At 69.6% G+C, this 11,452-nt stretch carries 13 protein-coding genes; 6 read left to right on the top strand and 7 right to left on the bottom strand.

The genetic code is table 11. The features are described 5' to 3' along the window. Positions 1-23: 23 nt before the first annotated feature. From Q0Z83_RS32695 to Q0Z83_RS32680, 4 genes are all read right to left on the bottom strand, one after another. A complete protein-coding gene (locus Q0Z83_RS32695) occupies positions 24-383 on the bottom strand; it encodes a 4Fe-4S dicluster domain-containing protein (RefSeq protein WP_317787087.1) in 360 nt (119 codons plus the stop codon). Further along, positions 383-1,987, bottom strand: coding sequence for an FAD-dependent oxidoreductase (locus tag Q0Z83_RS32690; RefSeq protein WP_317787086.1), 1,605 nt, complete (start codon positions 1,985-1,987; stop codon positions 383-385). The genes Q0Z83_RS32695 and Q0Z83_RS32690 overlap by 1 nt, the downstream gene beginning before the upstream one ends. Before the next feature lie 113 nt (positions 1,988-2,100). Beyond that, positions 2,101-2,826, bottom strand: a complete 726-nt coding sequence (locus tag Q0Z83_RS32685; protein WP_317787085.1) for a pectate lyase — start codon at positions 2,824-2,826, stop codon at positions 2,101-2,103. A 180-nt stretch (positions 2,827-3,006) separates the two neighbouring features. After that, positions 3,007-3,555 carry a hypothetical protein gene (locus Q0Z83_RS32680; RefSeq protein ID WP_317787084.1) on the bottom strand — a complete coding sequence of 183 codons (549 nt, stop codon included), beginning with the start codon at positions 3,553-3,555 and terminating at the stop codon, positions 3,007-3,009. Between the two features lie 124 nt (positions 3,556-3,679). Here Q0Z83_RS32680 and Q0Z83_RS32675 point away from each other — a divergent pair, with 124 nt between their 5' ends. Further along, positions 3,680-4,522, top strand: a complete 843-nt coding sequence (locus Q0Z83_RS32675; RefSeq protein ID WP_317787083.1) for an NAD(P)H-binding protein — start codon at positions 3,680-3,682, stop codon at positions 4,520-4,522. On the opposite strand, the gene Q0Z83_RS32670 is transcribed toward Q0Z83_RS32675, so the two are convergent. Next, positions 4,516-4,833, bottom strand: coding sequence for a hypothetical protein (locus Q0Z83_RS32670; protein WP_317787082.1), 318 nt, complete (start codon positions 4,831-4,833; stop codon positions 4,516-4,518). The genes Q0Z83_RS32675 and Q0Z83_RS32670 overlap by 7 nt on opposite strands. 89 nt (positions 4,834-4,922) lie before the next feature. Between Q0Z83_RS32670 and Q0Z83_RS32665 the strand changes: the two genes are divergently transcribed. Continuing rightward, entirely contained in the window at positions 4,923-6,482 is a 1,560-nt protein-coding gene (locus Q0Z83_RS32665) for a hypothetical protein (protein ID WP_317787081.1), read from the top strand. A gap of 209 nt (positions 6,483-6,691) precedes the next feature. After that, entirely contained in the window at positions 6,692-7,123 is a 432-nt protein-coding gene (locus tag Q0Z83_RS32660; RefSeq protein ID WP_317787080.1) for a PPOX class F420-dependent oxidoreductase, read from the top strand. Here the strand turns inward: Q0Z83_RS32660 and Q0Z83_RS32655 are convergent. Beyond that, on the bottom strand, positions 7,102-7,290 hold the full coding sequence (locus Q0Z83_RS32655; RefSeq protein WP_317787079.1) for a hypothetical protein: 189 nt from the start codon (positions 7,288-7,290) through the stop codon (positions 7,102-7,104). The two genes, Q0Z83_RS32660 and Q0Z83_RS32655, sit on opposite strands and share 22 nt — an antisense overlap. Before the next feature lie 238 nt (positions 7,291-7,528). Here Q0Z83_RS32655 and Q0Z83_RS32650 point away from each other — a divergent pair, with 238 nt between their 5' ends. The 3 genes from Q0Z83_RS32650 (at position 7,529) to Q0Z83_RS32640 (ending at position 10,597) form a co-directional block, all read left to right on the top strand. Next, positions 7,529-8,302, top strand: a complete 774-nt coding sequence (locus Q0Z83_RS32650; protein ID WP_317787078.1) for a DUF6910 family protein — start codon at positions 7,529-7,531, stop codon at positions 8,300-8,302. 654 nt (positions 8,303-8,956) lie between these two features. After that, the gene (locus Q0Z83_RS32645) at positions 8,957-9,757 is read left to right on the top strand and encodes a slipin family protein (protein WP_317787077.1); all 801 of its coding nucleotides are present in this window, start codon (positions 8,957-8,959) and stop codon (positions 9,755-9,757) included. Positions 9,758-9,901: 144 nt separating this feature from the next. Then, the gene (locus tag Q0Z83_RS32640) at positions 9,902-10,597 is read left to right on the top strand and encodes an HAD family hydrolase (RefSeq protein ID WP_317787076.1); all 696 of its coding nucleotides are present in this window, start codon (positions 9,902-9,904) and stop codon (positions 10,595-10,597) included. A gap of 37 nt (positions 10,598-10,634) precedes the next feature. Here the strand turns inward: Q0Z83_RS32640 and Q0Z83_RS32635 are convergent, their stop codons facing one another. Continuing rightward, complete coding sequence (locus Q0Z83_RS32635; protein WP_317787075.1) at positions 10,635-11,450, bottom strand: PaaX family transcriptional regulator; 816 nt, start codon at positions 11,448-11,450, stop codon at positions 10,635-10,637. Positions 11,451-11,452: the final 2 nt, after the last annotated feature.

Here is an 11,452-nt window from a genome sequence, read left to right as displayed (position 1 = left end):
GGTTGAGACCCGAACGGCGGACGTCAGGGGAGGGCGGCTGAGGTGATGCGGGCGCGGCCGAGTTCCGGACCGACCGCCAGGCGGGCGCCCGGTTTGCGACCGCGGCCCCAGCCGATCTCCCGCCGATAGCTGCCCAACAGCCCGGACGCGGCGAGGTGCGCCTCGTCACGCAGCGGCGAATCGGCGGGCGCCGGATGGGTGAACGGCGCCACGAACAGCGCGTCGGCCGGGCAGTGCGCCTCGCACATGAAGCAGGTCTGGCAGTCACCCTGGCGGGCGATCACCGGAATCCCGCCGGGGCCGAGCTCGAAGACGTTGGTCGGGCAGACCGCGATGCAGACGTCGCAGGTGACACAGCGCGACGCGGAGACGATTTCGATCATCAGGCGGCCGCCGGCTCACGGCCGGTGACGGCTTCCGGCCGGGTCCAGATCCGATCCAGACCGCCGACGGCGATGCGGTGGTGCTGGTTCGGGTCCAGGTCCGGATATTCCTCACGACGGGCCATACCGCGACTTTCGGTACGGGCCAGAGCACTCGTGTACATCCACCGCGCATGCGCGACCATCGCCGCCGCCTGCCGAAGCCCCGGAAGTTCGCCGCCATGCGCGATCGCCCCGCCGCGGAACCCCTCCCACACCGCGTCGAGATGTGCCAGCGCCGGCCGCAGCCGCGAGCCGTTACGCAGGTAGTTCTTGTCGTAGGGATGCACCTGCCGCCGGATCACGTCGAGGGCATCGTCCCGCCCGACCGCCCGACCGCCCTCGTCCGGCCGGATCCCGGCGCCGCCGACCCCGATCAGCTTCCGCCGCACCGCCGAAGCCCCGAGCGACGTGGCGAACGCCGCCGCCCCGCGCCCGGCGAACGTCCCGGACGACATCGCCCACGCCGAGTTGTGGCTGCCGCCACCGGTGAACGCGCCACAGATCAACTCCCGGGTGGCGGCGTCACCCGCCGCGTACAACCCGGGAACCGTGGTGGCGCAGTCGTCGCCGGTGATCCGGATCCCGCCGGTGCCGCGGACCGTGCCTTCGAGCAGCAGCGTGACCGGGAACCTGTCGGTGAACGGGTCGATGCCGAGCCGATTGAACGGGAGGAAGAAGTTCGGCTGCCCGAGCCGCATCTGCTCCTGCTGCTCCGGGGTGGCCTGGTCGATCTGGCACAGCACGATCCCGGTGCGCAGCAGCTCACGCGCGATCACCGACCGGCCGCCCTGACTGCCGGCGCCGTCGAGCGGGGTGCCGTCGCTGTGGAAGAACGTCGCGAACCCGTAGTACGCCGTCTTGGTCACGCTGGTGAACGCGGGCGCGATGCCGTACGCGTTGGAGAACTCCATCCCGGACATCTCGGCACCCGCCTCGGCGGCGAACAGTGCGCCGTCCCCGGTCGACACGTCACAGCCGAGCGCCTTGCTGAGGAACGCGCACCCGCCGGTCGCCAGCACCACCGCCCTGGCGCGCACCCGGTAGTCGGTGCCGTGTTGACGGCGGTGCCCGCGCACCCCGGCGACCGTGCCGGAACCGTCGACGAGCAGTTCGGTCGCCGGGCTGTGGTCGAGGATCCGCACGCCGGCCCGCTTGATCCAGGAGCGCATCCGACGCATGTACTCGGGGCCCTGCACGCCACGCTTGTACGGTTCGCCGTCGACGATCGGGAACGGGTAGCGGGCTTCGGCTTCGAGACGGTTCATGTTCTCGTACGTCTGGTCCAGCACCCGGGCCATCCAGCGCCGATCCTGCAGGAACCCGCCGAGCGCCTCGCGGCCGGCCATCGCCTTCTCCCGCTCGGCCGGGTCGGGCCGGGTGTACCAGACGCCGGTGCCGCCGGAGGCGGTCGGACCGCTGGTGCCGCAGTATCCCTTGTCGAGCAGGAGCACGTCGGCGCCGGACTCGGCGGCGGTCAGCGCGGCCCAGGTCCCGGCGGGCCCGCCGCCGACGACCACCACATCGGCGGTCAGGTCGAGGGGGACGAGGTCATGTGAGGGCATGCCCTCAGCCTTAACCTTCAAATCCTATCTGTCAACTGGGGTATGTGATCAACCGTGGGGCCCGCCGGGGCAGCCGGGAGGTAACTGGGGGACCGTCCACCCCGGCGGGAGTCTCACGGACCGGTCACGTTGCTCGCGATGCAGCTCGTGCCGTCCGGGCCGGAACCGATCTTGGTCGGCTCGTCACCGGTGTCGTTGCCCTCGAACCGGTCACACAGCTCGATGTCGTCGCCGACCAGGGTCACCCCGTCGATCGTCAGCCGGTCGCCGAGGTTCGAATTGATGCCGGCGAGCACGTCACCCGGCGCGGTCGCGGTGATGTTCTCCAGCCGTACGGTCCGCGCCGCCTGCGTCGAGCAGTTGCCACACGACCGGTAGAGCTTGCCGAAGTCGGACACCTCGAAGTCGCGGATCGTCACCGAACCACCCGCGCCCCGATTGTCCTGGAACACCTTGTCGTCGGCCTTCGCCGCGCTGCCGCCCTCGATCACCACGGTCGCGTTCGTGCCCCGGAACGTCGCCGCGTCCTCACCGACGTCCTCCCAGTGCACCCCGGACAGCGTGCAACTGCCGGAACAGTGCACCCCGTCAGCGGCCGGGCTGCCCAGGATCACGTTGCGCAACGTCGCGCCGTCGGCCAGCTCGAACAGCGCGTCCTGTCCCTCGTCCTGCCCGCCGTCACCCAGCGCGCCACCGCCGATGAACCGCTTGTTCTCACCGTCGAAGACCCCGGTGACCTCGATCGTCTCGGTCACCACCTGCTCGCCGCTGGCCTCGGGCACCGCCGCCGACGCGAAGTTCGTGAAGACGACTGCCGCACCCAGTCCGAGAGCGATCACCGCCGCTCCGATAGCTCTGCCTCTGATACGCCGGGAATCAGCCATCATGTGCCTTTCGCTAGGAGGGGCGGCTTTCTCTCCTTAGGCACGGATCCAGGGTGAAAGCGGTTTCCCCGCCCGAGCAGACTTAAGGCTCCCTTAAGAATTTTGGTCTCGCTCCCACGGGCGTGCGGGGTGTCGTCAGGCCGTCGTCGCCGCCTTGGCGCGGGTCAGCAGATCGGTGAACCAGCCCACCTCGTCGATCGGTGCCATCGGCGTCTTCGCCCAGAAGGCGGCCGCCTCGTCGGCGCTGCTCACCGCCTCGGTGAAGTAGACCGTCACGTATGTCGAGCCGACCTTGTCGTCGCGGACGCACCGCGACTCGGGGGTGAGCTGACCGTCCTTGATCAGCTCGCACGTGTCGGTCGGTTTCGGGGAGAGTTCGACGAGAGCCTGCACGCGCCGCTCGCCGAACGCGTAACTGGTCACGGAGGCGCCGTCTGTGGAGTCGGTCCCACCCGGCGTCATCCGGAGCAGGCCGGGCGGGCGCTCGGTGGGAACCAGCGAGTACGGCCGTGTCTCGCCCTGCCGGCGGTCGAAGTCGATCTGAAGGGCGTCGTTGAGCAGCTTGAACTCGGGAACCGAGACGTCGGTGACGGTGTCCGGATAGGGCTGCGACGGCGGTTCGGCCGCTTTTGTGCAGGCGGCGACGGTGAGGGCGGCGGCGAAGGTGATGACGATCTTGCGCATAGGAGTCGTCACGGTAACCAGGTCGATCAACGAAGAAAACTGTTAGATTCAATGGAAACGGCGTTTCCCTGACATGGTGCTCATGTGGGCGACCCGTTGCCGAGTTTCCCAAGCGGAGGTGCGGATGCGGTACGTGATCGTCGGCTGCGGCAACGTCGGTCTGGAACTCGCCGCCCGCTGGACCACCGCCGGGCATCACGTCACCGGCACCACGACCACGCCCGGCCGCGTCGACGAGATCGCCGCCGTCTCCGCTGAGGTGGCCGTGCTCCGTGGCTCCGACCGCGACGCCCTGGCCCGGGCCACCGACGGCGCCGACGCGGTGGTGCTCACCGTCAGCCCGCGGATCTTCCGGGCCTTCGACGCGCAGACACGCGTCGCCGAGTACGCCGACACCCTCACCGCGACCGCGGCGACCGCCGTCACCGTCCACCCGAGAGTGGTCTTCACCAGCTCGATCTCCGTCTACGGTCGAGGCGACAGCACCCCGGTCACCGAGGACTCGCCCCGCACCGACGACCCCGACGCGTCACCGCGCAACTTCATCGCGGCCGAGGCGGCGGTCCTGGCCACCACGCGGGGAGCGGTCGTGCGCATTCCCGATGTGTACGGCCACCCGCGCGACATCGACTATCCGGCCCGCGTGAAACTGGCCCACGAGATGCTCGGCGGCAGTGTCCCATTCGACGGCGACGCCCTGATCTACCGAATCGACTACCGGGACGCGGCCGCCGCCCTCGACCACGTGGTCACCCACAACCTGACCGGCGCGTGGAACGCCGTCCCCGACACCATCGTGCCCCCGACGAACCGTGAGTTCTTCACCCGAATCGCCGCCGAAGCCGGACTCCCCGCCCTGACCTACCGAGCCGAGATCGCCACCCCGACCGTCCCGATCAGCTCAGCGCGCCTTCGGGCGAAAGGCTTCACCTTCCGATATCAACCGGACGCCTGCCGGAGTCAGTAGGGGACCGCGAGGCTGTACGCCCAGACCGCCAGACCCGCGGCCGGCAGCAGGCTCAGCGCCCAGCCGGCGACCGCCGCCGTCCGCGCCCGCGGGAACCGCCACAGCATCGCCCCGAGGAACAGCACCAAGAAGATCGCCCACAGCCCAGCCGTCGCATAAACCGTGCCGGTGCCGTCGTCGGTCAGATTCTCCATCCAGGCGACCTCGGCCCCATGCGCCATGTACCAGAACGGGACCGCGCCCGCGATCACCCACATCGTCCGCCCGAACACCGACGCCGTAACCCGCATACCCTGCTCATCCCCGTGCATCCGGGAATCCTCGCACGCTGCCGCAACGCATTCCACCTGCCGATCGGCGGGTATTCGCAAAGCGCGGCAGCTGTCTAAGATCACGCGTCATGTCCGAACGCAGCACCGCCCCCGAAACCGCCGACGACGCCCTCCTGGCGGCGGTCGACGATCCGGCCACCACGCGGCCCGATCCGAAGCCGGCCAGTGACGACTCCGCCCCCGAGAAGCCCAGCCCGGTAGCGAACGGTGGCGGTTCCGTTTCCGGCAAGACTGAGCCGGTAGCAAAGGGTGGCGGCTCCGCTCCCGCGACAACCGGGCCGGTTGCGGTGAGCGTCGACTCTGGTCCCGCAAAGCCGGAGTCGGTAACGGCAGGAGGCGACTCCGCATCTGCGAAGCCCGAGGTCACGACGACCGATGAACAGACCGTCCTGACGTCTGAGTCGCTGGCGGACCGCGGTTTTGCAGCGGAGGGCGACGGCTCTGTGTCGGTCGGGGCTGATGTCGCTGCAACTGCTCCGGTCCAAAGCGACCACGTCGACGGCCATCCCGATGCGGTTGTCGACCCCGGCGGCCATGTTGATGCCGACGTCACAGCCGAGCCCAGCGTCAATGTTGACCCTGGTGGTCAGATTGACGCAGTCAATGTTGATTCGGACGTCAATATTGATTCCAGCGGCGCCGCGAATACAGACGTCAACGTTGATTCGCCCGTCAACGTTGATTCGCCCGTCGGTGCGGATTCGCCCGTCAACGTTGATTCGCCCGTCGGCGCGGATTCGCCCGTCAACGTTGATTCGCCCGTCGGCGCGGATTCGCCCGTCAACGTTGATTCACCCGTCGCCGCGGATTCGAGCGTCCATGTTGACGCGGTCAACGTTGCTGACGGCAGTGCCGTTGCTGTTGCCGATGCCGCCGCGACCGCTGCAGCGGCCGCCGTCTTCGCTGCCAATGCGGCAGCCGATGCCGCCGCGGCAGCTTCCCAAGCCGCCGATGCCGCCACGCAAGCCGCCGATGCCGCTGCCGAAGCCGCCGACGCCGCGGCACTCGCTGCCGACCTTGCCGCAGCGGCGGCAGCGAATTCCGAGCCAGGTGCCTTCAGCGCCGACGCACTGGCCCGCGCGGCCGGAGGCGGGTGGGCCGATGCGGCCGGGACCGACGCGGTGGACGCTGCCGGCGACGGTGCGGCGACAACCGACGCGGTGGACGCTGTCGACGATGGTGCGGCGACAACCGACACGGCTCGCGCGGCCGGCGCCGACGTAGACATCGATCTGACGACCGATGGTGTCGACACCGACGACGATGAGTCCGGGATGTCGGGTCGAGGTTTCCGACACTGGCTGACGGACCGCCGGCCGGACGTGCTGACTTACATCTTCGTGCCGGTGGTGACACTGTTCGCCGCGCCCGCCCTGGTGATCTTCTGGGGCATCGTGATCCTCGGTTCCGGCAGCGACGCCCCGGCCATCTGCGACGATGTCCGCGCCGTGAACGGCTGTGAGGAACTCACCTGGGGCTTGATCCGGGCCCACGTGCTCGGGTTCCTCGGACTGTGGGCACTGCTGTGGGCCCTGCCCTGGTGGCGAGGCCTCCGCACACCCCGCGTGCTGCTCGCCCTGGCATCCGGCGCCGTCCTCTTCATCGCCCTTCTGCGGATGGCGGCCTGATCCAACGGGCCGCCGGAAGGGAACGCTGATGTTGATCTGTCGGTTCCCTGATGGCATCAGCGGGACGGCCGCATCCACACATGTCCCGGACGACGATGGCCGAAGGGTTCGGGGGACCGTCCACGGCGATACCTCTGTCGGCCGGGCCCCTGCGCGGTATTCCTGACCGGACCCGGAATACCGCGCACGGGACCGGGATTGGCAGAGATATGACCGATGCTTCGTTCGACCCTCGTCAATTGATTGCGGACAGCAGAATCGGTGTCCTGGCCACGATCAAGGCCAACGGGATCCCGCAGCTCTCCCCGGTGACACCGTGGTATGACCGGGCCGCCGAGACCATTTACGTGTCGATCACCGCGAACCGGGCGAAGACCGCCAACCTGCGCCGTGACCCGCGGGCCGCGTTCGAGGTGACGAGCCCGGACGGCTGGGCGTGGGCGACCGCCGAGGGCTCGGTGACGCTGATCGGCCCGGGCGACGATCCGGACGGCCCCGAGGTGCAGGCACTCGTCGACTATTACCGTGCCGCGGCCGGCGAGCACCCGGACTGGGCCGAATACCGGCAGGTGATGGTCAACGACCGCCGGGTCCTGATGGCGCTGAAGGTCGAGCACGTCTACGGCGCCAAGTTGCGCTGACGGAGTGCGAGAATCGAGGGCGTGCGGCTGGAGATCGAAGAGACCTCGGCACTGGCCTTCGACGACGGCTCGCCGGTGCGGGCCGCCTCGGCGATCGCCCCGTTCGGCGACGGATGGCTGGTCGCCCAGGACGACGCCACCCACGCCGCCTGGATAAGGCCCGCCACACCCACAGGCCACGCCCCGAACACGAGCCCCGGCGGAGAAGCGCAATCCGGCAGGAAAGCCCGATCCGACGGGAAAGCGCAACCTGACAGGGAGGCGCGATCCGACGGGAAAGCGCAACCTGACAGGGAAGCGCGATCCGACAGGGAAGCCCGATCCGACGGGAAGGCGCAACCCGACGAGGAAGCGCGATCCGCCGGGGGAGCGCAACCCGGCACGGAGCCGATGTCCGGCGAGGGTGTGAGGTCGGATGTCGTCCGCCGATCGGAGTCGATCACCCGGGTTCGGGTGGTCGATCCGGTCGACGGGTTGGAGACGTTCGCGGCCGTCGACGGGACCAAACATCTCAAACCCGACTTCGAGGCGGCGTGCGCGGTTCCAGGGGGCGAGGTCCTGCTGCTCGGTTCCGGTTCGTCGCCGACTCGGATGCGTGCCTCGCTGGTCGGTCCGGACGGCTTCCGGGTCGCCGATCTGCGGCCGCTCTACCTTGCGGTCGCCGCCGCGTTCGGGCTGCGTGCGGACCAGCTCAACCTCGAGGGGGCGTGCCTGGCCGGCGATCGTTTGCGGTGGTTCCAGCGCGCCAACCTGGCGGCCGGCGCCGCGACGGCGTCCGCCGACATCGAGGTCTCCGCGCTGCTCGCGGCGATCCGCGGCGAGATCACCCCAGACAAGATCAACATTGATGGGGTACGCCGATACGACCTCGGAGTCGCACACGGAGTAGCCCTGGCCGTGACCGACGCGGTGTCACTCACCGACGGCCGGATACTGGTCAGCGCAGCCGCCGAGGACACCCCGAACGCCGTCGACGACGGTCCGGTGGTGGCCTCCGGCCTGGTCCTGCTCGGCGTCGACGGCGAACCACAGTTCTTCGCCGAGATCCCAGGCGCCGAAAAGGTGGAGGGCCTGGCCGTCCGCGAGATGACCACCGACGGAGTCCGCCTGCTGGCCGTGGTCGACGCCGACGACCACGAAACCCCGTCCCGCCGCCTCACCCTCCACCTCCATTGGTGAACCCCGCGGCCGGACAGGCCGCGGTGGTTCGGGCCCCCTGTCGAAATGGGGCGGTGGGTGGCCGCTTCGGGGTGGGAAGGCGCGTCGGGTGAACCTCACGGCCGGACAGGCCGCGGTGGTTCGGGCGCCCGTGTCGGGAATGGGGCGGTGGATGGCCGCTTCGGGGTGGGAAGGCGGGTCGGGTGGGTGCCGGGAGTCGAGAGGGTGGCGGTGCTTCGGGCGCCCGTGTCGGGAATGGGGCGGTAGATGGCCGCTCCGGGATGAGAAGGCGCGTCGGGTGGGTCGCGGTGGTTGGGTGCCCGTGTTGGGAAAGGCGCGGTGGATGGCCGCTGCTGGGAAAGGCTCGGTGGGCGGCCACCGCCCGGGAGGCTCGATGGCCGGTCGGGTGCGGCGCAGGCGCGGTGAAGGCGGGCCGTGGGCCGCGTTGATAAATGCGTTGTGAGACCGGTGCGGCGCGCTGAAGAATGGCCATCGGCCCCGGCGGTCTCAGAAGAAAGCGCGTAAGCAGCGGGCGCACAGGCGATCAAACCAGGCTTGTCCGCTGTCATCATCCGCGACCGATCCTTCCCATCGGAACCGCTACGGGGCCTCCCTTTCTTACATTCATGAACTGCCAATGATGAACTGCAACATAGAAGTAACGAGGTGTACCCGATGACCGACGAGGTGATCATTCGGAGTGGTTTCCGTGGCCTGCGCTATGTCGACGGCCGATTCGACCAGGTGCTGGAGCCGGGGCGTTACGAGCTGCCGCAGCGCCGCCGGTTCGGTGGCCGGGTGGCGAAGGTCGACGTCGTCCAGGTGGACCTGCGTGAGCGTGAGCTCAACATCAAGGGCCAGGAGATCCTGACCGCGGACAAGGTCGCCGTCCGGGTCAACATCATCACTCATTTCCGGGTGACCGATCCGGTGGCCGCCGTCGAGCGGGTGTCCGACTACAGCGACCGCGTCTACAGCGACGTGCAGTTGGCCGCCCGCCGCTCGCTGGCGTCGATGACCCTGGAGGCCATCCTCACCAACCGTAACCAGCTCTCCGAGGACATCCTGCGGGACGTCGAGGGTGTGTCGGCGGGCTACGGCGTGGAGATCATCCGGGCCGACGTGAAGGACCTGGTGTTCCCGGGCAACCTGCAGGACGTGATGAACCGGGTTCTGACCGCCCAGCGTCTGGCCGAGGCACAGATGGTCGAAGCCCGTACCAAAGCTGATCGGGAATTGCTGGAGGCGACCTCGCGCGCCGACGCCGCACGGCTCGCCGCCGAGGCCGACGCCGAGGCGAAGCGGATCCGCGCCGACGCCGAGGTCGACGCCCTGCGTCGGCTCGCCGACGCCGCCGAGGCATACGCCCAGCACCCGGCCCTGCTGCGGCTGCGCGAGCTGGAGACCCTGGGCGCACTCGGCGCGAACGCGTCGGCCCGCCTGTACATCGGTTTCGACAAGCACGTGAACGAGTAGCCGAGTAGCGAAGACGAGCCACGTGAACGGGTAGCGAAGACGAGCACGTGAACGAGTAAGAGCCCTCATAACGGCGATGGCGCGACCGATCTGGCCGGTCGCGCCATCACTGTCGCCTGGACCGAACGCCTGGAGGTGGGCCGCATGGACCTGATCGAGAATCCTCCGCTGGCGGTCGTCATCGACCTCGACGACACTCTCTTCCCGCAGGGCAGCTACCTCTACGGTGCGGCCCGCGCGGTCGGCCGGGCCGGTGCCGCGGCCGGGCTCGACCCGATCCGGCTCACCCGGGCGGTCCGCCGCCAACTGGTCGCCGGATCGGATCGCGGCGGCACCCTCGACCGGGCGCTGGCTGCGTACGGGATCACCCCCGACCTGGCCGCCGATCTGATCCCGGTGCTGGTGGACGCGTTCACCGCCTACCGTCCGCGCCGGTTGCCCCGCTATCCGGGTGCGCTCGACGCGCTGCTCGCGATCAGTGCCCGCTACCCGGTGGCCTGTCTGACCGACGGCAACCCGACGATCCAGCGGGCCAAACTCGCCGCGACCGGCCTGGCCGAGTCGTTCACCACGATCGTCATCACCGACGAACTGGGCGGTCGCACGCTGCGTAAACCCCATCCCGAGGGCTTGCGCCAGGCCGCCGAGACGCTCGGTGTCCGGCCGTCCGACCTGGTGGTGATCGGTGACCGCCCGGCCCGGGACATGGCCGTGGCGGCGGCACTGGGCGCCCGTTCGATCCGGGTCCTTACCGGCGAATACTGCGACGCCCCGGACGACCCGGCCCCGACCGCCCAGGCCCCCGACCTTCCGTCGGCCGCGGCCCTGCTCGGCGTCTGACCGAGGAACGGGGCGGCGGGAAAGACGCGGCCGTCCGTCAACGGGATGCCCGTACCTCATCGGGTTGGAGGTCGAGGACGGACGCGGCGAGGGAGTGCGCCGGCCGCAGTGAGGCCGCTTCCAGGTCGCGGAAGAGGGCCTGGGCCCGCACCGCCGGCCAGTCCGCCGGCAGATGCTCGACCGGAAGCCGCGGATCGCGGCGGATGGCGCCGAGCCATTCGGCGATCAGGCTGAGCCGGGCCGCGAGCGGATCGGCGAACGGCGCCGAACCCTCCCACCGATCCAGGAACGACTGATAACGATCAGCGAGCTCGGCGAGGTCGTAGGCGTCCCCGACCATCGCCCCGACATCGGTGAGCTCAGCCGCCCGGGCGTGGAAGACCCGGGCGTGCGCCGACAGCCCGAGCCCGTCCACGATCGACTGCGCGGGCACCGCGCCCGGCGCGATCCACAGCCCGCCCTGCAACGGCCCGAACCCGGACCAGGCGAGCTGGGACCGCAGGTCGTGGCGTTGCCGCTGCCACGACTCGGGCAGCGAGAAGCAGAGCAGCGTCCACGTCCCGTCCCAGTCGTCGTTGACGGCGCCGGTCTCCCAGATGCGGGCGCGTCCGTCGTGGAGGATCGCGGCGGTCCGGTCGGTGAGGCCGAAGTACATTTTGCGACCGTGTCGCTGCCGGCGCAGCAGTCCGCGATTGACCATGCGGGCCAGCGTCGAGCGGGTGGCGTGCGAGGAGACGCCGAGCCGGCCGAGGACGTCGATGGCGCTGCCGGAGAACACGCACACGTCCCGGTCCAGGACGAAATCCCCGAGAAGCATGAGCAGCAGAGTCTGCGGGGGGACAACAGGCGTCATGC

The organism is Actinoplanes sichuanensis, from assembly GCF_033097365.1.
GTDB lineage: Bacteria > Actinomycetota > Actinomycetes > Mycobacteriales > Micromonosporaceae > Actinoplanes > Actinoplanes sichuanensis.
The sequence above is the reverse complement of the archived record's forward strand: the minus strand, read 5'-3'. Positions and strand labels throughout refer to the sequence as shown.